Origin of the sequence: Thermomonospora cellulosilytica (genome assembly GCF_014138835.1) — a bacterium.
GTDB lineage: Bacteria > Actinomycetota > Actinomycetes > Streptosporangiales > Streptosporangiaceae > Thermomonospora > Thermomonospora amylolytica.
The window spans coordinates 3,261,690-3,282,705 of the sequence record NZ_JACJII010000001.1; the positions used below are offsets into that span (position 1 = coordinate 3,261,690).

The 21,016-nt window shown below is 73.5% G+C and carries 16 protein-coding genes; all 16 read left to right on the forward strand.

Annotated features, from left to right (window positions below):
• The first annotated feature begins 147 nt into the window (after positions 1-147).
• The 16 genes from HNR21_RS15610 to HNR21_RS15685 all read left to right on the forward strand — a co-directional run bounded on the left by HNR21_RS15610 (position 148) and on the right by HNR21_RS15685 (position 21,015).
• Complete coding sequence (locus tag HNR21_RS15610) at positions 148-1,512, forward strand: bifunctional folylpolyglutamate synthase/dihydrofolate synthase (RefSeq protein WP_182708653.1); 1,365 nt, start codon at positions 148-150, stop codon at positions 1,510-1,512.
• On the forward strand, positions 1,509-1,862 hold the full coding sequence (locus HNR21_RS15615) for a DUF4233 domain-containing protein (RefSeq protein ID WP_182705793.1): 354 nt from the start codon (positions 1,509-1,511) through the stop codon (positions 1,860-1,862). The genes HNR21_RS15610 and HNR21_RS15615 overlap by 4 nt, the downstream gene beginning before the upstream one ends.
• Before the next feature lie 386 nt (positions 1,863-2,248).
• Positions 2,249-2,659, forward strand: a complete 411-nt coding sequence (ndk, locus tag HNR21_RS15620) for a nucleoside-diphosphate kinase (RefSeq protein WP_119727755.1) — start codon at positions 2,249-2,251, stop codon at positions 2,657-2,659.
• A 258-nt stretch (positions 2,660-2,917) separates the two neighbouring features.
• Positions 2,918-3,952, forward strand: a complete 1,035-nt coding sequence (locus tag HNR21_RS15625) for a rod shape-determining protein (protein WP_182705794.1) — start codon at positions 2,918-2,920, stop codon at positions 3,950-3,952.
• A 92-nt stretch (positions 3,953-4,044) separates the two neighbouring features.
• Positions 4,045-5,034, forward strand: a complete 990-nt coding sequence (mreC, locus tag HNR21_RS15630; protein WP_119727756.1) for a rod shape-determining protein MreC — start codon at positions 4,045-4,047, stop codon at positions 5,032-5,034.
• A 2-nt stretch (positions 5,035-5,036) separates the two neighbouring features.
• A complete protein-coding gene (mreD, locus tag HNR21_RS15635) occupies positions 5,037-5,618 on the forward strand; it encodes a rod shape-determining protein MreD (protein ID WP_233358996.1) in 582 nt (193 codons plus the stop codon).
• 3 nt (positions 5,619-5,621) lie between these two features.
• Positions 5,622-7,715: a penicillin-binding protein 2 gene (mrdA, locus tag HNR21_RS15640; RefSeq protein WP_182705795.1), complete on the forward strand. Its 2,094-nt coding sequence runs from the start codon at positions 5,622-5,624 to the stop codon at positions 7,713-7,715.
• A gap of 31 nt (positions 7,716-7,746) precedes the next feature.
• Positions 7,747-8,952 (forward strand): rod shape-determining protein RodA, encoded by a 1,206-nt coding sequence (rodA, locus tag HNR21_RS15645; protein ID WP_119727759.1) that lies wholly within the window; start codon positions 7,747-7,749, stop codon positions 8,950-8,952.
• Between the two features lie 130 nt (positions 8,953-9,082).
• The gene (locus HNR21_RS15650; RefSeq protein ID WP_182705796.1) at positions 9,083-11,005 is read left to right on the forward strand and encodes a TIGR03960 family B12-binding radical SAM protein; all 1,923 of its coding nucleotides are present in this window, start codon (positions 9,083-9,085) and stop codon (positions 11,003-11,005) included.
• A 196-nt stretch (positions 11,006-11,201) separates the two neighbouring features.
• A complete protein-coding gene (locus HNR21_RS15655; protein WP_182705797.1) occupies positions 11,202-12,041 on the forward strand; it encodes a TIGR03936 family radical SAM-associated protein in 840 nt (279 codons plus the stop codon).
• A 234-nt stretch (positions 12,042-12,275) separates the two neighbouring features.
• Positions 12,276-15,932: an Rne/Rng family ribonuclease gene (locus HNR21_RS15660; RefSeq protein ID WP_246442181.1), complete on the forward strand. Its 3,657-nt coding sequence runs from the start codon at positions 12,276-12,278 to the stop codon at positions 15,930-15,932.
• A gap of 317 nt (positions 15,933-16,249) precedes the next feature.
• Entirely contained in the window at positions 16,250-16,564 is a 315-nt protein-coding gene (rplU, locus tag HNR21_RS15665; protein WP_119727761.1) for a 50S ribosomal protein L21, read from the forward strand.
• Between the two features lie 15 nt (positions 16,565-16,579).
• A complete protein-coding gene (rpmA, locus tag HNR21_RS15670) occupies positions 16,580-16,837 on the forward strand; it encodes a 50S ribosomal protein L27 (RefSeq protein ID WP_119727762.1) in 258 nt (85 codons plus the stop codon).
• A gap of 349 nt (positions 16,838-17,186) precedes the next feature.
• On the forward strand, positions 17,187-18,578 hold the full coding sequence (gene obgE, locus HNR21_RS15675; protein ID WP_182705798.1) for a GTPase ObgE: 1,392 nt from the start codon (positions 17,187-17,189) through the stop codon (positions 18,576-18,578).
• A 2-nt stretch (positions 18,579-18,580) separates the two neighbouring features.
• Positions 18,581-19,738, forward strand: coding sequence for a glutamate 5-kinase (proB, locus tag HNR21_RS15680; protein ID WP_182705799.1), 1,158 nt, complete (start codon positions 18,581-18,583; stop codon positions 19,736-19,738).
• A complete protein-coding gene (locus HNR21_RS15685) occupies positions 19,738-21,015 on the forward strand; it encodes a glutamate-5-semialdehyde dehydrogenase (protein WP_182705800.1) in 1,278 nt (425 codons plus the stop codon). Before proB ends, HNR21_RS15685 begins: the two co-directional genes overlap by 1 nt.
• The last annotated feature ends 1 nt before the right edge of the window (position 21,016 follow it).

Below are 21,016 nucleotides of genomic sequence, written 5' to 3' on the forward strand. Positions count from 1 at the left end.
CCCGGCATCGCGGACGAGGGGCGGCCGCGCGCCGTCCCTCGTCCCGTCGTGCCCGCCGGGCCGGACCGCGGGCCCCGCGCCGGTGAGTAGGCTTTCAGCGTGTCGGAACCGCAGCTCACCGAGTACGAAGCCGCCGTCGCCGCGATCATGGCGCGCGGCGTGGAGTGGACGTTCGATCCCACCCTGGACCGCATCGCCGACCTGGTGGACCTGCTGGGCTCCCCGCAGCGCTCCTACCCGGTGATCCACGTGACCGGGACCAACGGCAAGTCCAGCACCGCCCGGCTGATCGAGATCCTGTTGCGGGAACGCGGGCTGCGCACCGGGCTGTTCACCAGCCCCCACCTGACCACCATGCGGGAGCGCATCGTCATCGACGGCGAGCCGATCTCCGCGGAGGCGTTCGCCGCCACCTACCGGGACGTGCTGCCCTACCTGGAACTGGTGGACGGCAAGCACGAGCAGCGGCTGTCGTACTTCGAGACGCTCACCGCCATGGCGTACGCGGCGTTCGCCGACGCCCCGGTGGACGTGGCGGTGGTCGAGGTCGGCATGGGCGGCGTGTGGGACGCCACCAACGTGGCCGACGGGGCGGTCGCGGTCATCACCCCCATCGGGCTGGACCACACCGTCCACCTGGGCCCCACCATCGAGGACATCGCCACCGAGAAGGCCGGGATCATCAAGCCGGGCGCGGTCGCGGTGCTGGCGCAGCAGCCGCTGCCGGCCGCCGAGATCCTGCTGCGCCGCGTCGTGGAGGTCGGCGCCACCGCCGCCCGCGAGGGCATCGAGTTCGGGGTGCTGGGCCGGGACGTGGCGGTCGGCGGCCAGATGGTGCGGCTGCAGGGCCTGCACGCCGTCTACGAGGACCTGTTCCTGCCGCTGTTCGGGGCGCACCAGGCCGGCAACGCGGCCTGCGCGCTGGCGGCGGTGGAGGCGTTCGCCGGCGGCGCGCCGTCGCGGACCGGCGGCGACCTGGCCGCCGCCACCCGGATCGCGGCCGGCGAGGACTTCGAGGGCGCCGGCGAGCTCGACCCGGCGCTGGTGCGGTCGGCGTTCGCCAAGGCGTCCTCCCCGGGCCGGCTGGAGATCGTCCGGACCGGGCCGACCGTGCTGCTGGACGCCGCGCACAACCCGATGGGCATGGCCGCCACCGTCGCGGCCGTCACCGAGGAGTTCGGCTTCACCCGGCTGGTCGGGGTGCTGGCGGTGTCGGCCGACAAGGACGTGCCCGGGATGCTGGACCAGCTCGAGCCGGTGCTGGCCGAGGTGGTGGTCACCGCCAACTCCACCCAGCGGTCGATGCCGCCCAGGGAGCTGGCGGAGCTGGCCGCGGGCGTGTTCGGGGCGGAACGGGTGCACGTGGCCGACCGCCTCGACGACGCCATCGACCGGGCCCTGGCGCTGGCCGAGGAGACCGGCGAGTACCAGGGCGCCGGGGTGCTGATCACCGGCTCGGTGGTGACCGTGGGCGAGGCCCGTACGCTGCTGCGCGTGGAGGAGGGACGATGAGCGGCGCCGAGGGACGGCCCGCGCCGCCCAAGCCGAGTTCGCTGCTGGCGGCGGTGCTGACCAGCGAGGCCGTGGTGATCGGGCTGGCGATCCCGGTGGCGGTGGCGGTGCAGGGCGTCGACGGCCGGACCGCCGGGCTGGTGTGCGGGGGGCTGGCGGTGGCGTGCCTGCTGCTGGCCGGGCTGGTGCGCCGCCGGTGGGCGGTCGCGGCCGGCAGCGTGCTGCAGGCCGCGCTGATCGCCGCCGGATTCATGGTGTCCACGATGTTCTTTCTCGGCGTGCTTTTCGGCGCTTTGTGGGTCACCGCCCTCTGGCTCGGCCGCAAGGTCCAGGGAGCCGGCGCGCGTTAGGTTTTCCCGGGCCCTGCGAAACGCGCCCGGCGAAGTCCTGAACGATCCCGCGCACGCCATTTACCCGAACCCGGTAAATCGCCGCGGGCCGCGTTCCGCCCCGCCGTTCGGCGGTCCCGCGGCCGTCGCATTTCCCGCGTCGGGGGAACGGCGTGCCGGGGGCACCCCGGCCGGTGCCGTGACGGGCTCTCCCGGGCGGGAGCGTCGCGGCCGGAGGCGCCGGTCGCCGGCGTCCGTCCGCGCCCGGAAGCCCGCCCGGGCACCGGCGGGCGGGGATCCGGGTAGGCTTCGCGCGCAACGCTTTGCTTGCGCGCCGCCCCCGTTCCAGGGGGCCGGCGGATCGTCTGAACGTCATCTGAACGCGAACCCACGAGGAGATACCTGCCGTGTCCGAGCGCACTCTCGTCCTGGTCAAGCCCGACGGCGTCCGCCGCGGTGTGGTCGGCGAGGTCATCTCGCGCATCGAGCGCAAGGGTCTGAAGATCGTCGCGCTCGAGCTGCGCACCCTCACCCGCGAGGTCGCCGAGGACCACTACGCCGAGCACCGCGAGCGCCCGTTCTTCGGCGAGCTGGTGGACTTCATCACCGGCGGCCCGCTGGTCGCCATGGTCGTCGAGGGCCCGCGCGCCATCGAGGCGTTCCGCGCCCTGGCCGGCGCCACCGACCCGGTCAAGGCCGCCCCCGGCACCATCCGCGGCGACTTCGCCCTGGAGATCGGCGAGAACATCGTGCACGGCTCCGACTCGCCCGAGTCCGCCGCCCGCGAGGTCAAGCTGTTCTTCCCCGAACTCGGCTGACCTGCGCCCGCGCCCGCGAGCGGCCCGCCCGTGCCGGCACGGGCGGGCCGCCGCGTCCGGACCCGGCTCCGTGGCCGCGGCGTGACCTCGGTAATTCGGCTGCTCCCGCGTGTCGCGGCGTGAAATTGGGCGGGTCATCGGCGAATATTCGGGCATGACGGGGCAGCCCGGCCGGCTGCCTCGACGGGCATACGGGCGCGTTACGATGGGTATGCCACTCTGCACGTCCGCCAGTTACTGAGAGGGCTCCCTTTCTTCATGGGTAACAAGCTGTCGTTTCTCGGCCGGGACATGGCGGTCGACCTGGGCACGGCGAACACGCTCGTCTACGTGCGCGGACGCGGCATCGTGCTCAACGAGCCCTCGGTGGTGGCGATCAACACCAACACGGGCAAGATCCACGCGGTGGGGATCGAGGCCAAGCGGATGATCGGCCGCACCCCCGGCAACATCGTGGCGGTCCGCCCCCTCAAGGACGGGGTGATCGCCGACTTCGACGTCACCGAGCGCATGCTGCGCTACTTCATCCAGAAGGTGCACAAGCGCCGGCACTTCGCCAAGCCGCGCATCGTGGTGGCGGTGCCCAGCGGGATCACCGGGGTGGAGCAGCGCGCCGTCAAGGAGGCCGGGTACCAGGCCGGCGCCCGCCGGGTCTACATCATCGAGGAGCCGATGGCCGCCGCGATCGGCGCGGGCCTGCCGGTGTACGAGCCGACCGGCAACATGGTCGTCGACATCGGCGGCGGCACCACCGAGGTGGCGATCATCTCCCTGGGCGGCATCGTCACCAGCCAGTCCGTGCGGGTCGGCGGGGACGAGCTGGACCAGGCCATCATCGCCTTCTCCAAGAAGGAGTACTCGCTGATGCTCGGCGAGCGCACCGCCGAGGAGATCAAGATGGCGATCGGCTCGGCCTACCCCGGCGGGGACGACGAGCCGCACGCCGAGATCCGCGGCCGCGACCTGGTCAGCGGGCTGCCCAAGACCGTGGTGATCTCCGCCGAGGAGGTCCGCCGGGCCATCGAGGAGCCGGTCAACGCGATCGTCGACGCGGTCAAGACCACCCTCGACAAGTGCCCCCCGGAGCTGAGCGGCGACATCATGGACCGCGGGATCGCGCTGACCGGCGGCGGGGCCCTGCTGAAGAACCTCGACGAGCGGCTGCGCGAGGAGACCGGGATGCCGATCCACCTGGTCGACAACCCCCTCGACTCGGTGGTGCTCGGCACCGGCAAGTGCGTGGAGGACTTCGAGGCGTTGCGCGAGGTCCTCGTTCCCGAACCCAGGCATTGACCGGCCGCCCCCAGTTCGGACAACCGAGAACGGATGGCCTGCGGGGCGGCTGAGCGGTCCCGGAGGCCGGAGACGAACGGGAGGGCCCCGGGGTGAGAGACACCCGGCGTACCCGCGTGGTGCTCGGCGCGCTGCTGGTCACCGCGCTGGTGCTGATCACCGTGGACTACCGCGGTGGGGAGGGCTCGCCGCTGCGCGTGCTGCGCGCCGCCGGCGACGCCGTGTTCGGTCCGATCGAACGGCTGTCGGCGTCGGTGGTCCGCCCGGTCGGCAACGCGTTCGACGCGATCACCGACGCGCCCGGCGAGCGCCGCCGCGCCGAGCGGCTGGAACGCGAGAACCAGCGGCTGCGCGAGCAGTTGCGCGCCCAGCGGATCGACGCCGAGCGGGCCGCGCAGCTGCAGCGGCTGCTGGGGTCGGCGGGGCTGGGCGGCTACAAGATCGTTCCGGCCCAGGTGATCTCCGCGGGACAGGGCCTGGAGGACACCGTCACCATCGACGTCGGCAGCGGCAGCGGGGTGCGCCCGGACATGACCGTGATGACCGCCGACGGGCTGGTCGGCCGCGTCACCCGGGTCGGCCCGGCCACCGCCACCGTGCTGCTGGCCACCGACGCGGCGTCCTCGGTGGGCGCCCGGCTGGAGGACTCCCGGGAGATCGGCATCGTGCAGGGCGCGGGCCGCCGCGGCGTCGGCGGGGGCGGGCTGACCCCGCTGCGCCTCCAGTTGCTGAACGCGCACGCCCCGCTGCGCGCCGGGCAGCGGCTGGTGACGCTCGGCTCGCAGGGCGAACGCCCGTACGTGCCGGGCGTGCCGATCGGCACCGTGGAACGCGTCGAGCAGTCCATCGGGTCGCTCACCCGCACCGCCTACGTGCGTCCGTTCGTCAACTTCAGCACCCTGGACGTGGTGGGCGTGGTGGTCGCGCCGCCCAAGTCGGACCCGCGCGACGCCGTGCTGCCGCCCAGGCCCGCGCGGCCGTCGACGCCCCCGCCGTCGCCGTCGCCGTCGACCACCGCGAGCCCGAGCCCGAGCACCTCCGCCTCGCCCAGAGCCACCCAGACACCGGACACGGGGGACTGACCGTGCTGACGACCACCGATATGCCGCCCGGCCGCAACCTGACGGCGGCGGCCGTGATCGTGGTGGCCCTGGTCCTGCAGGTGTCGGTGGCCAACCGGCTGCCGCTGCCCGGCGCGGTCACCCCGGACCTGGTGCTGCTGACGGTGGTGGCGCTGGCGCTGACCGGCGGGCCGCTGACCGGGGCGGTGGCCGGGTTCTGCGCCGGGCTGGCCGCCGACATCATCCCGCCCGCCGACCACACCATCGGCCGCTACGCCCTGGTGTACTGCCTGATCGGCTACATCTGCGGGCTGGTCAGCGACGAGATGACCCGCTCGGCGGTGGTGCCGTTCCTGGCGGTCGCGGCCGGGGCGCTGGCCGGGACGCTGCTGTACGCCGGGCTGGGCATGATGCTCGGCGATCCGCGCTCGGCCTGGGAGATCGTCCGCCGGATCGTCCCGCTGCAGATCGTCTACGACGTGCTGGCCAGCCCGTTCGTGGTGTGGGCGGTGCTGCGGGCGACCCGGCGGTTCGAACGCGACCGCGGCCGTGACCGGTTCGACCTGCCGGTCGCCCGCTACCGCACGCTGTCGTCCCGGATGTGAGCGATGAACCCCAAGACCCACTTCCGGCTGACCGTGCTGCACGTCGTGGTGCTGGCGATGCTGCTGGTGCTGCTGGGACGGCTGTGGAACCTGCAGGTCATCAACGGCGAGCACTACCGTGACGTGGCCGCGCAGAACCGGATCCGCGAGATCGTGGTCCCGGCCACCCGGGGCATGATCCTCGACAGCAGCGGCCGGGCGCTGGTCCGCAACCGGGCCGCCCTGGTGGTCTCGGTGGACCGCACGGTGCTGTCGCGGCAGGACGACGGCGGCAAGGCCGTCCTGGGGCGGCTGGCGGCCACCCTCGGCACCACCCGCGCCGAACTGGAGAAGCGGATCCGGCTGTGCTCGCCCACGGTGAAGCGGCCGTGCTGGCCGGGCTCGCCGTACCAGCCGATCCCGGTCGCCGACCGGGTCGACCCCAAGCAGGCGCTGCAGATCATGGAACGGGCCGAGGAGTACCCCGGGGTGATCGCGGCGGTCCAGGCGGTCCGCGAGTACCCCCGGCCGGAGGGTGCGGTCGCCGCGCAGACCCTCGGCTACCTGCAGCCCATCACCCAGGAGGAGATGGACGAGCGGCGCGGGCTGAAGGTCACCGGCTACAGCGGCGTGGACCTGATCGGCCGGGACGGGCTGGAGGCCCAGTACGACACCGACCTGCGCGGGCAGCCCGGCGTGCGGGAGGTGCTGGTCGACAGCCAGGGACGGGTCACCGGCACCGCCCGCGAGCAGGCGCCCGTTCCCGGCTCGTCCCTGGTGACCAGCCTGGACGCGCGGATCCAGGCCGCCGCCGAGCAGGCGATCAAGAACGCCGTCGACAAGGCCCGCAAGGCGGGCTCCAAGGCCGACTCGGGCGCGGCGGTGGTGATGGACGCCCGCACCGGCCGGGTGGTGGCGCTGGCCAGCTACCCCAGCTACGACCCCAGCATCTGGATCGGCGGGATCTCCCAGGCCGAGTACGAGGGGCTGCTGGGCAGGTCGCAGGGGCAGCCGCTGATCTCCCGCGCCATCCAGGGGCAGTTCCCGCCGGCCTCCACGTTCAAGATCTCCTCGGTGGCCGCGGCGGTCGCCGACGGCTACCCGCTGAACGGCACCTACCCGTGCCCGGGCTCGTACCGGGTCGGCAACCGGGAGTTCCGCAACTTCGAGGGCCAGGCGCACGGCAGCATGACCCTGCACCGGGCGCTGGTGGTCTCCTGCGACACGATCTTCTACAAGTTCGCCTACGAGCAGTGGCTGCGCGACGGGGGCCTCAAGCCGGCCAGGAAGCCCAAGGACCCGATGGCGACCATGGCCCGCAACTTCGGCTTCGGCTCCAGGACCGGGGTGGACCTGCCCAGCGAGGCCGAGGGCCGGATCCCCGACCGCACCTGGAAGCGCGAGTACTGGCAGGCCACCAAGGACGACACCTGCAAGGCCGCCAAGAACGGCTACAAGGACCTGGAGCGCACCGCCCCGTCGCGGGCCGCGTACCTGAAGGCCATCGCCAAGGAGCACTGCGCCGAGGGCTTCGTGTGGCGGCCCGGTGACGCCGCCAACTTCTCCATCGGCCAGGGCGACGTGCTGGTCACCCCGCTGCAGCTGGCGCGGGCGTACGCGGCGGTGGCCAACGGCGGGAAGCTGGTGGTGCCGCGGGTCGGGCTGGCGGTGATCCGCCCGGACGGCACCGTGGTCCGGCACATCGAGCCGCCCGAGCCGGAGCGGCTGCCGGTCGACGGCAAGGTGCTGGCCTACATGCGCAGGGCGCTGGCGGACGTGACCACCAACGGCACCGCGGCGGGCGCGTTCAACGGGTTCGACCTCAAGAAGGTCCATGTGGCGGGCAAGACCGGCACCGCCGAGGTCTACGGCAAGGAGGACACCGCGTGGTTCGCCTCCTTCGCCCCCGCCAGGAACCCCCGCTTCGTCGTGGTGGCGATGATCTCCCAGGCCGGCACCGGCGGCACCTACGCGGCCCCGGCCGTCCGCGAGATCTACGAGGCGATGTACGGGCTGAACGGCAAGAAGGCCGCGCTGGTGAACGGCGACCTGCCGAACAGGCTGCCCAGGGTGCGCCCGGACGGGACCGTCGCGGTGCCGACGGGGACCGCGCCGTGACGCCGGCGGGCGGCCGGAGGAGGGCCGGGACATGATCGCGGGGATCGGCGCCACCGACGTGGTGGAGGGCTACGGCAGCCGGCACACCTGGCGGCACCGCGCCGCCGCGCTGCGCCGGCTGGACTGGAGCCTGATCCTGGCCGTGGTGGCGCTGTCGGTGCTGAGCGCGCTGCTGGTCCGCTCGGCGACCTGGGCGGAGCTGGCCGAGCAGGGCAAGGACCCCCAGGGCTTCCTCAAACGGCACCTGCTGAACCTGGCGATCGGGTTCGGGCTCGGCGCGGTGGTGTCGATGCTGGACTACCGGCTGCTGCGCGCCTACGCCCCGATCGTGTACGGGCTGGCCTGCGCGGGCCTGGTCGCGGTGCTGTCCCCGCTGGGCGAGACGATCAACGGGTCGCACTCGTGGATCGTGGTGGGCGGCGGGTTCCAGGTGCAGCCGTCGGAGTTCGCCAAGGTCGGGCTGGTGGTGCTGCTGGCGATGCTGCTGGCCGAGCCGCGCGACGGCGAGCCCCGCGACACCGACGCCGGTCCCGGCCCGCGCGACATCGTGCTGGCGCTGGCGCTGGCCGGCGCCCCGGCGGCGCTGGTGCTGGCGCAGCCCGACCTGGGCACCACGCTGGTGTTCGGGGCCGTGGTGATGGGGATGCTGGCGATGTCCGGGGTCCGCAAGCGGTGGCTGGCGGGCCTGGCCGGCGGGGCGTTGCTGGCGGGCCTGGCGGTGTGGTTCCTCGGGCTGCTCAAGCCGTACCAGATCGCCCGGTTCACCGCGTTCGCCAATCCGGAGGCCGACCCGCGCGGCGCCGGCTACAACGCCATGCAGGCGCGGATCGCGGTCGGCTCGGGCGGCGTCACCGGCAAGGGGCTGTTCGAGGGGGAGCAGACCGGCGGCCATTTCGTGCCCGAGCAGCAGACCGACTTCATCTTCACCGTCGCCGGGGAGGAACTGGGATTCGTCGGCGGCTGCCTGGTCATCGTGCTGCTGGGCGTGGTGCTGTGGCGGGGCCTGCGGATCGCCAGCTCGGCCGCCGACCCGTTCGGGGCGCTGGTGGCGGCCGGGGTGGTGTGCTGGCTGGCGTTCCAGATGTTCGAGAACATCGGGATGACGCTGGGCATCATGCCGATCACCGGGCTGCCGCTGCCGTTCGTGTCCTACGGCGGGTCGGCGACGTTCGCCAACATGATCGCGCTCGGCCTGCTGCAGGCCGTCCACCTGCGCGCCCGCCCCTTCCCCGCCTGACCCCGCCGGTCCGGGACGCGACCCGCGGAGCGGATCGGGCGATCCTCGCCCCGCCGCGATCATCTGATCTGCGCGGTGGGCGATTTGCACATAGGCTGACACCCATTCCTGTTGACTTCGGAGGACCTCCATGCCCGTCGAATCGCTCTTCGCGCGTCTGGAGCCGCTGCTCGCGCGCGTCAACAAGCCGATTCAGTACGTCGGCGGAGAGCTCAACTCGCAGATCAAGGACTGGGACGCCGCCGAGGTCCGGTGGGCCCTGATGTACCCCGACGCCTACGAGGTCGGCCTGCCCAACCAGGGCGTCCAGATCCTTTACGAGATCCTGAACGAGCGGGACGGGGTGCTCGCCGAGCGGACCTACGCGGTGTGGCCCGACATGGAGCGGCTGATGCGCGAGCACGGCGTCCCGCAGTTCACCGTGGACGCCCACCGCCCGGTCGCCGCGTTCGACCTGCTGGGCGTCAGCTTCCCCACCGAGCTGGGCTACACCAACCTGCTGACCGCGCTCGACCTGGCCGGCATCCCGCTGGAGGCGGCCGACCGGACCGACGAGCACCCGATCGTGATCGCCGGCGGGCACGCCGCGTTCAACCCCGAGCCGATCGCCGACTTCCTGGACGCCGCGGTGCTCGGCGACGGCGAGGAGATCGTGCTGGCCATCACCGAGGTGGTCCGCGAGTGGAAGGCCGAGGGCCGGCCCGGCGGCCGCGACGAGCTGCTGATGCGGCTGGCGGCCTCCGGCGGCGTGTACGTGCCCAGGTTCTATGACGTGACCTATTTGCCGGACGGGCGGATCCAGCGGGTGGCGCCCAACCGGCACGGGGTGCCGTGGCGGGTGGCCAAGCACACCGTGATGGATCTGGACGCCTGGCCGTACCCGAAGAAGCCGCTGGTCCCGCTGGCCGAGACGGTGCACGAGCGGTACAGCGTGGAGATCTTCCGCGGCTGCACCCGGGGCTGCCGGTTCTGCCAGGCCGGGATGATCACCCGCCCGGTGCGGGAGCGGTCGATCACCACCATCGGCGAGATGGTCGAGGGGGGCCTGAAGGAGTCCGGTTTCCAGGAGGTCGGGCTGCTCAGCCTGTCCAGCGCCGACCACAGCGAGATCGGCGACATCGCCAAGGGCCTGGCCGACCGCTACGAGGGCACCAACACCTCGCTGTCGCTGCCGTCGACCCGGGTGGACGCGTTCAACATCACCCTGGCCAACGAGTTCTCCCGCGGCGGGCGGCGTTCCGGGCTGACCTTCGCCCCCGAGGGCGGGTCGGAGCGGATGCGCCGCGTGATCAACAAGATGGTGTCGGAGGAGGACCTCATCCGCACCGTCACCACCGCCTACGAGAACGGCTGGCGGCAGGTCAAGCTGTACTTCATGTGCGGCCTGCCCACCGAGGAGGACGAGGACGTCCTGGGCATCGCCGACATGGCCCGCCGCGTCATCCAGGCCGGCCGCGAGGCCACCGGGCGCCGCGACATCCGCTGCACGGTGTCCATCGGCGGTTTCGTGCCCAAGCCGCACACCCCGTTCCAGTGGGCCGCCCAGTGCGACCACGAGACCGTGGACCGGCGGCTGCGCGCCCTCAAGGACGTGCTGCGCACCGACAAGGAGTACGGCCGCTCGATCGGGCTGCGCTACCACGACGGCAAGCCGTCCATCATCGAGGGGCTGCTGTCGCGCGGCGACCGCCGGGTCGGCAAGGTGATCCGCGCGGTGTGGGAGGACGGCGGCCGGTTCGACGGCTGGAGCGAGCACTTCTCCTACGAGCGCTGGGCGGCCTGCGCCGAGAAGGCCCTGGCCGACGAGCCCGTCGACCTGGACTGGTACACCACGCGCGAGCGCGACGAGGTCGAGGTGCTGCCCTGGGACCACCTGGACGCCGGGCTGGACCGCGAGTGGCTGTGGCAGGACTGGCAGGACGCGCTGTCGGAGGTCGAGGTCGAGGACTGCCGGTGGACGCCCTGCTACGACTGCGGCGTCTGCCCGACCATGGGCACCGAGATCCAGATCGGTCCCACCGGGCGGAAGTTGCTCCCGCTGAGCGTCGTCTGACCGTTCCGTCCCCCTTGTGGCGCAGGCGATCCGGCCGTCGGCGCGCCGCCGCGGCCGGTCGCGTTCGCCGAGGTCATCGGGCGCTCGCCGGGGGACGGGGCGGCACCCGTGGGTACGGGAGGGCCAACGTGGCCTTACCCTGTAGGCAGACGTTTTCTTCTCGACACGAGTAGGAAGGACAAAGACCCTGGCACCCATGCCGGACGGTCCAGCGCCGGCCCCCGTGGTCCAGCGCCTGCGCGTGCGCTACGCCAAGCGCGGCAGGCTGCGGTTCACCAGCCACCGCGACATCTCCCGGGCCGTGGAACGCGCAGTGCGGCGCGCCGGGATCCCTGTCGCGTTCAGCGCCGGATTCACCCCGCACCCGAAGATCTCGTACACGGGTGCGGCACCGACAGGGGTGGCCAGCGAGGCGGAGTACCTCGAACTCGGGCTCACCGACATCCGTGACCCTGCACGGGTGCGGGCCGACCTCGACGCGGCGCTGCCGCCGGGTCTGGACGTCCTCGACGTGGTTCCCGCCCCGGCGGGCACCTCGCTCGCGGACCGCCTGCAGGCGTCCGAGTGGCGGATCCGGCTGGACGGCGTCGACCCCGGCGCCGTCGAACGGGCCGTGGCCGCCTTCATGGCCGCCGAGCGCATCGAGGTGGAACGCCTCACCAAGAAGGGACGCCGCCGTTTCGACGCGCGTGCCGCAGTGTCCGCCTGCGAGCTGGACCGGCGCGCCCCACAGGCGGCCGACGCCCCTTCTGCGATACTTCGAATGGTTGTTCGGCACGTCACACCTGCCGTTCGACCCGACGACGTCCTCGCCGGACTACGACAGGTCGCCGACCTGGCGCCGCCGTCACCCCCGCTGGTGACCCGGCTGGCGCAGGGGCCCCTGGACGAAGCCACCGGTGAGCTGGCGGACCCGCTGGATCCCGATCGGGACGCCGTGCCACCGCCCGGCGATGACGCCGGGACGGCCCACGGCGCCGCCCAGGAGCGGCCGGCGGGCACCGAGAGCGCGGACGTCGTCACCGCCCGGTCATAGAACCTCGCACCGTGCCCCGGCACGGGGCGGGTTCGGGGGACGCACGGCGCGGCCACGCGTCGTCGTCCCTCCAGGGGTACGGCCGGGCTGCCTAGACGACTTTCGCCGTCGTCACCGGACCACCGTCCGGCGCACGGCGACGATGACTGACGGAGCGCTCCCGCGCGGCGCACCGCGGACCCGCCCACCGGCGGACCGCGGCAGCGCCCGGGAGCCTGACGGGAGATCGCCCGCATGCATGACAACGACAACGACAACGACTCGGCCAACCCCGAGACCACCGAGGAGACCACCGGCACCACCCGGCCCGCACCGGCCCGCCGCCGCGCCAGCCGACCCGCCGGCCCGCCCCCCGAGGTAGACGACGTCCCCGCGGTCCTCACCGCACCCCCCGCCGAGAACCCCCCGGCCGCCTCCGAGACCTCCGTCCCGCCGGACACCCCCCGGACCGCCGAGACCGTCCAGCCCATCGCCGACGAGGCGTCCCAGACGGCGGAGAACGCCGCGGCTCAGGAGAGTGACCTGATCGTCCAGGACGCCGAGACCGACGAGACCGCCGTTCGGGGAGCCGGCGACGCCGCCTCTCCGGCCGCCGACGAGGTCGGCCTGACTCCGGAGACCGGCGGACCGGCCGCCGACGAGGCGTCCCAGGCGGCGGAGAACGCCGCGGCTCAGGAGGATGACCTGATCGTCCAGGACGCCGAGGACGCCGACACCGAAGAGGCCGCCGGACTTGCGGAGAGCGCCGGCGGCGAGGCGGAAGAGCCCCGGGCCACCGGGACCCAGGACGGCGACCAGGACGCCGGCGCCGCCCCGTCCGGGCCCGCGGAGGAGGTCGCCGGCACGAACGAGACCGCCGGGATCGAGGAGAGCGACCGGATCGGCCGGAACGGCGATGCCGAGCCCGGCCCGGCCGGTGAGGCCGCTGGGCTTCCGGAGACCGGCGAGGCCGCCGCGGCCGAGGAGGCCCTGACCGGCGAGGCCGTGGAGCCCGCTGAGGCCGCCGAGACGGCCGATGCCATCGAGACTCACGAGCCCGCCGAGACCGGCCGGAGCGCCGACGCCGGTGAGGCCGCCGAGCCGGTCGCCTCGAACGAGGAGGCCGGGATCCGGGAGACCGACGAGATCGGGCAGGCGGCCGCCGACCAGGACGCGACGGCGGAGGAGCCCGCCGCCGGGAACGGGCCGATCGACGAGGTCGCCGGGACCGGCGAGGTCGCCGAGGCCGGGGAGAGCACCGCGGCCATCACGGTGAGCGAGGAGCCGCCCGCCGAGGAGCCGCCCGCCGAGGAGCCGCCCGCCGAGGAGCGGTCCGGCAGGAAGGGCGCGCGCGGCAGGACCAGGAGCCGCAGGAGCGAGCGCGCCAAGGCGGCCGAGGCCGAGCGCGCGGACGACGCCGAGATCGCGCGGGAGCAGGCGGGTGCCGAGGGGCTGCCGCCGGTGCCCGCGGTGCCGGCGGTGCCGCCGGTCCCGGCGTTCGAGACCGGGAACGAGCCGGAGACGCCGGGCGGGGTGCCCACGGTGACGTTCCAGCCGCCGATGGTGGTGTTCCAGCCGCCGCAGCCCGCGCCGAAGGCGGAACTGCCGCCCAAGCACGCCGAGGTCGAGGACGAGAGCGAGGACATCGAGCCGGTCGACCTCGACGAGGACGAGGAGGGCGCCGACCGTCCCCGCCGCCGTCGCCGCCGGGGCGGGCGCAACCGCCGGTCCGGCGACAAGGGCCGGGAGAACGCCGAGGCCGAGTCCGCCGAGGACGAGGAGGGCGCGGAGCCCGAGGCCGCCGCCGAGGAGCCCAAGCCGAGCCGTTCCCGCAGGCGCGCCAAGGCCGAGGCCAAGGCCGACGCCAAGGCCGAGGAGACCGCCGAGCAGGCCGAGCCCGCCGCCGAGGAGGAGGGCGACGAGGACGACGAGCAGACCGCGGAGCAGGCGGAGGAGACCTCGGCGACCGGGAGCCGCCGCCGTCGCCGCCGCCGTCGCCGGTCCGGCGGCGCCGAGGCCGAGGAGCAGGCGCCCGACGACCCGCCGCACACGGTGGTGCACGTCCGCCCGGGGCGGACCGAGACCCGCGACGTCACCGACGAGGTCCAGTCCGTCAAGGGCTCGACCCGGCTGGAGGCCAAGAAGCAGCGCCGCCGCGAGGGCCGCGAGCACGGCCGCCGCCGTCCGCCGGTGATCACCGAGTCGGAGTTCCTGGCCCGCCGCGAGTCGGTGGAGCGGGTGATGGTGATCCGCCAGCAGGGCGAGCGCACCCAGATCGCCGTCCTCGAGGACAACGTGCTGGTCGAGCACTACGTGGACCGCGCCAGCCACCAGTCGTACGTCGGCAACGTCTACCTCGGCAAGGTGCAGAACGTGCTGCCGTCGATGGAGGCGGCGTTCGTCGACATCGGCAAGGGCCGCAACGCGGTGCTGTACGCCGGCGAGGTCAACTGGGACGTGGCCGGGCTGGTCGGCCAGCCGCGCCGGATCGAGTCGGCGCTCAAGTCCGGCCAGTCGGTGCTGGTGCAGGTCACCAAGGACCCGATCGGCCACAAGGGCGCCCGGCTGACCAGCCAGGTCTCGCTGCCCGGCCGCTACCTGGTGTACGTGCCGGACGGCTCGATGACCGGGATCAGCCGCAAGCTGCCCGACAAGGAGCGCAGCCGGCTCAAGCAGGTGCTCAAGAAGATCATGCCGGACAACGCCGGGGTGATCGTGCGCACCGCCGCCGAGGGCGCCACCGAGGAGGAGCTGGCCGGGGACGTGTCGCGGCTGGCCGCCCAGTGGGAGCACATCCAGAGGCAGGCCAAGACCGCCAGCGCGCCCGCGCTGCTGCACGGCGAGCCGGACCTGACCATCCGGGTGGTCCGCGACATCTTCAACGAGGACTTCAGCAAGCTGGTGGTCTCCGGCGACGGCGCCTGGGACATGGTGTCGGAGTACGTCAACTACGTCGCCCCGCACCTGGCCGACCGGCTGGAGCGCTGGGAGTCCGGCGAGGACGTGCTCGCCGCGTACCGGATCGACGAGCAGATCGCCAAGGCGCTGGAGCGCAAGGTGTGGCTGCCCAGCGGCGGCTCCCTGGTCATCGACCGGACCGAGGCGATGACCGTGGTGGACGTCAACACCGGCAAGTTCACCGGCCAGGGCGGCAACCTCGAGGAGACCGTCACCCGCAACAACCTGGAGGCGGCCGAGGAGATCGTCCGCCAGCTGCGGCTGCGCGACATCGGCGGCATCATCGTCATCGACTTCATCGACATGGTGCTGGAGAGCAACCGGGAGCTGGTGCTGCGCCGGCTGCTGGAGTGCCTGTCGCGGGACCGCACCAAGCACCAGGTGGCCGAGGTGACCTCGCTGGGCCTGGTCCAGATGACCCGCAAGCGGGTCGGCCAGGGCCTGCTGGAGGCGTTCTCGGAGGTCTGCGAGTGCTGCAACGGCCGCGGCATCCACGTCTCCACCACCCCGGTCGACCACACCCCCGACAAGTCCGCCGCGTCCGGCGGCGGCCGCCGCCGCAAGCGCAAGGGCGACGTGGAACGGGCCGTCGAGGAGAAGCTGGCCCGGCAGGAGGCGAGCAGGCAGCCCGAGCCCGACAAGCCCGCCGAGCAGCCCGAGCCCGCCAGGGAGCCGGACAAGCGCCCGGCCGCCCGGCGTGCCGCCGGCCCGCCGCCCGAGCCCGACGAGGAGCCGGCCGAGGCCGCCGCCGAGGCCGCCGAGGCCGCGGCGGAGGCGACCGAGACCGTGCCGGCCACGCTGGAGCCGGTCGACGCCGAGCCGGTCGAGCCGGCCGAGGTGAACGAGGCGAACGAGGCGCAGGAGGGCGCCGCGGGCAGCAACGGGCGGCGGCGCCGCTCACGCCGGTCGCGCGCCAAGTCCGAGGTCGCCGAGGCGGCCGCCGCCGACGGCTGACCGCCCGAACCGGGCGCGGCCGCCCGCCGCGCCCGGTTCGCAGCGGCCCGGCGGCCCATGTACCATGGGCCTGTCGCGTCCTGGCGCGACCATGAGCCATGCACCTGGGCATCCGTGGGGGCTGCGACCCCGTCGCGGACGTGCCGGTGCGACCCCCGTCGTTCCGGCGGGGTTCGGAAGCAGAGAGCGTACGGGGGACCGTCCCGTGCGTGCCGCCTTCGGTCGCAGCCGGAGGTAGGCCCTCAACCGAGGGCTGGTGAGGACCACGCGTGGGACCGGTTGATTCCGGAAGCACGCGCCAACGAAGGGTTTCCGCGGTGTACGCGATTGTCCGCGCAGGCGGCAGGCAGGAGAAGGTGACCGAGGGTGACGTGCTCACCGTCGACCGGCTGAGCGACGAGGTCGGCGCCACCGTCACCTTCCCCGCCGTGCTGGTCGTCGACGGCGACAATGTCGTGACCTCCCCGGCCGAGCTCGCCAAGTACGAGGTCACCGCCGAGGTGCTCGGCGCGGTCAAGGGACCGAAGATCAACATCATGCACTACCGGAACAAGACCGGGTACAAGCGGCGGATGGGCCACCGTCAGCCGTACACCCGTGTCAAGGTCACCGGCATCAAGTCCGGCAAGTGAGGAAGGGGTAGACCGATGGCACACAAGAAGGGCGCCTCGTCCAGCCGGAACGGCCGGGACTCCAACGCCAAGCGGCTCGGCGTCAAGCGCTTCGGCGGCCAGCTCGTCAACGCCGGCGAGATCCTGGTGCGCCAGCGCGGCACCCACTTCCACCCCGGCCCCGGCGTCGGCCGCGGCGGCGACGACACGCTGTTCGCGCTGGTCGCCGGCACGGTCGAGTTCGGCCGTTACCGCGGTCGCCGGGCCGTGAGCATCGTCCCGCCGGCGGAGTAATCCGCCTGCACACAGCGTTGACCAAAGGGCGGACCATCCGGTCCGCCCTTTGTCGTTGAACGTGGACGGACGCCTCCGGCGGAGTGTGGCCGCCCCTCCGGAGGCGGACCGTCGCCGGACCCGGATCGCCTCCTCGGCCGGAGGGGGCGGGGTTCTCGCCGAAACGGATCGCCGGCCCGTCTCCTCCGAGGGGCCGGGCTCGCGCCGGAGGCGGGGCACAGGTCCACCGCACGGAGGGACCGGGAGGCATCCCGGGGAGGTCCGTCCGCTGCACAAGGAGGTCTGGAGCCTCCCCAGAGGGTTCGTTCGCGGGGCCTCCAGAAGTGACACGTCGATCGAGGGAGACACGATGGCCGCCGGGGCGCAGTTCGTGGACCGGGTGATACTGCACGTCGCGGCCGGGAACGGCGGGCACGGGTGCGCCTCGGTGCACCGGGAGAAGTTCAAGCCGCTGGGCGGCCCGGACGGCGGGAACGGCGGGCGCGGCGGCGACGTGATCCTGCAGGTCGACACCGGCACCGCCAGCCTGCTGGACTACCACCGCCGCCCGCACCGCAAGGCCGGCAACGGCAGGCCCGGCCAGGGGTCGCACCGCAACGGGGCCGACGGCGAGGACGTGGTGCTGCCCGTCCCCGACGGCACGGTGGTGCTGGACTCCCACGGGAACGTGCTGGCCGACCTGGTGGGGGAGGGCACCCGGTTCGTCGTCGCGCAGGGCGGCCGGGGCGGGCTCGGCAACGCGGCGCTGGCCTCCACCAAGCGCAAGGCCCCCGGGTTCGCGCTGCTCGGCGAGCCCGGCGAGGAACGCGAGATCGTGCTGGAGCTCAAGAGCGTCGCCGACGTGGCGCTGGTCGGCTTCCCCAGCGCGGGCAAGTCCTCGCTGATCGCGGCGCTGTCGGCGGCCCGGCCCAAGATCGCCGACTACCCGTTCACCACCCTGACCCCCAACCTGGGCGTGGTGGCGGCCGGGGACGTGACGTTCACCGTCGCCGACGTGCCCGGGCTGATCGAGGGCGCCAGCGAGGGCCGCGGGCTGGGCCTGGAGTTCCTGCGGCACATCGAGCGGTCCTCCACCATCGTGCACGTGCTGGACTGCGCCACCCCCGAGCCCGGCCGCGACCCGGTCAGCGACTTCGAGGTCATCGAGAAGGAGCTGCGCGCCTACGACGAGGCGCTGGGCGGCGACCGTCCGCTGTCCGGCCGCCCCCGGCTGGTGGTGCTCAACAAGATCGACGTGCCGGACGGCCGGGAGATCGCCGAGCTGGTCCGGCCGGAGTTCCAGGCGCGCGGGCTGCGGGTGTTCGAGGTGTCGGCGGCCTCCCACGAGGGGCTGCGGGAGCTGTCGTTCGCGATGGCCGAGATGGTCGCCGCCTACCGGGCCGCGCTGCCGCCCCCGGAGCCGACCCGGCTGGTGATCCGTCCCGAGCCGGTCGGCGGCGGGGCGGACTTCACCGTCCGGCCGATGGGCGACAACACGTACCTGATCACCGGGGACAAGCCGCGCCGCTGGCTGCGGCAGACCGACTTCAACAACGACGAGGCGGTCGGCTACCTGGCCGACCGGCTGGCCCGGCTGGGCGTGGAGGAGGCGCTGGCCGAGGCGGGCGCCGAGCCCGGCGCCACGGTCATGATCGGCGACGAGGACGACGCGGTCGTCTTCGACTGGGAGCCGGAGATCCTGGCGGGCGGCGGCGAGGGCCTGGGGCCCCGCGGCACCGACCGCCGGCTGGAGGGTCGCTAGGGATGATCATCGAAGAGGCGGCGGCGTTCCGGACGGAGATCGCCGGGGCGCGCCGGGTGGTGGTCAAGGCGGGCTCGTCCTCGCTGACCACCCCGCAGGGCACCATCGACGCCGACCGCATCGACGCGCTGGTGGACGTGCTGGCGATGCAGAAGGCCGCCGGACGGGAGATCGTGTTCGTCTCCTCCGGCGCGATCGCCGCCGGGCTCGGCCCGCTGGGGCTGACCCGTAGGCCGTCGGACCTGGCCACCCAGCAGGCCGCCGCCAGCGTCGGGCAGGGGCTGCTGGTGGCCCGCTACACCTCCTCGTTCGCCCGGTACGGGATCCGGGTGGGGCAGGTGCTGCTGACCGCCGACGACATGATGCGCCGCGCCCACCACCGCAACGCCCAGCGCACCCTGGAGCAGTTGCTGGCGCTCGGCGTGGTCCCGATCGTCAACGAGAACGACACCGTCGCCACCGACGAGATCCGGTTCGGCGACAACGACCGGCTGGCCGCGCTGGTGTCGCACATCGTCCGCGCCGAGGCCCTGATCCTGCTGTCGGACGTGGACGCCCTCTACACCGGCGACCCCCGCGAGCCCGGCGCCCGCCGCATCACCGACGTGCGCGGCCCGCAGGACCTGGCCGACGTCAAGCTCGGCGGGTCGGGCCGGGTCGGCACCGGCGGCATGGTCACCAAGGTGGAGGCGGCCCGGATCGCCGGGGGCGCCAGCGTCCCGGTGGTCCTCACCAACGCCGCCTCGGCCGCCGCCGCCCTGTCCGGCGAGCCCGTCGGCACCTACTTCCACCCCGAGGCGCACCGCCCGTCCACCCGGCACCTGTGGCTGGCGCACGCCACCGTGGGGCACGGCCGCCTGGTCCTGGACCCCGGCGCGGTCGACGCGGTGGTGCGGCGCCGCAAGTCGCTGCTGCCCGCCGGGGTGACCGGCGTGCAGGGCGACTTCACCGCCGGCGACCCGGTGGACGTGGTGGACGAGAACGGCCGCGTGGTGGCGCGCGGCCTGGTGAACTACGACGCGGGGGAGATCCCCTCCCTGATGGGGCGTTCCACCCGGTGGCTGGCCCGCGAGATGGGCCCCGAGTACGAACGGGAGATCATCCACCGCGATGATCTGGTCGTGCTCGACCGAGAATCCGACCGAGAAGGAGCACGGTGATGTCTGAGCGCGAGGACTTCCTGCGGGTGGCCGGGCTGGCCAGGGATGCGGCCGCGACGCTGGCGCCGCTGCCGCGGGCGCCCAAGGACGCCGCGCTGCACGCCATCGCCGACGCCCTGGTCGAGCACTCGGCCGAGATCGTCAAGGCCAACGAGGCCGACGTGGCGGCCGCCCGCGCCGGCGGCACCTCCGAGTACATGATCGACCGGCTCAGCCTGGACGAGGCCCGGATCGCGGCGATCGCCGCCGCCGTCCGCAAGGTCGCCGCCCTGCCCGACCCGGTCGGCGAGGTGGTGCGCGGCACCGTGCTGCCCAACGGCCTGGAGCTGCGGCAGATCCGCGTCCCGATGGGCGTGGTCGGCATCATCTACGAGGGCCGTCCCAACGTGACCGTGGACGCGGCGGCGCTGTGCCTCAAGAGCGGCAACGCGGCCATGCTGCGCGGCTCCTCCTCGGCGTACCACTCCAACACCGCGCTGGTGCGGATCATGCAGGACGCGCTGGCCGCGACCGAGGTCCCCGCCGACGCCGTCCAGCTCGTCCCCGGCACCACCCGCGAGTCGGCCAAGCACCTGATGCGGGCGCGCGGGCTGGTGGACGTGCTGATCCCGCGCGGCGGCGCCTCCCTGATCAACTCGGTGGTGGAGGAGTCCACCGTGCCGGTGATCGAGACCGGGGTGGGCAACTGCGCGGTGTACGTCGACGCCGCCGCCGACCTGGACATGGCGGTCGACATCCTGGTCAACGCCAAGACCCAGCGGCCCTCGGTGTGCAACGCCGCCGAGACCCTGCTGGTGCACGCCGACATCGCCGACGCGTTCCTGCCCCGGGCGCTGGAGGCGCTGCACGCCAAGGGCGTCACCGTGCACGGCGACGAGCGGGTCCGCTCCTACTCTGCCGACGTGGTGGAGGCGACCGAGGACGACTGGTACGCCGAGTACCTGTCGCTGGACATCGCCGCGCGGGTGGTCGGCTCGCTGGAGGAGGCCGCCGCGCACATCCGCAAGTACGGCTCCGGCCACACCGAGGCGATCGTCACCACCTCCCAGCAGGCCGCCCGCCGCTTCGTCGCCATCGTCGACTCGGCGGCGATCATGGTGAACGCCTCGACCCGGTTCACCGACGGCGAGGAGTTCGGGTTCGGCGCCGAGATCGGCATCTCCACCCAGAAGCTGCACGCCCGCGGCCCGATGGGCCTGCCGGAGCTGACCTCCACCAAGTACGTCGTCACCGGCGAGGGCCAGCTGAAGGGCGCCGGCGGACCCGCCAACTGCTGAC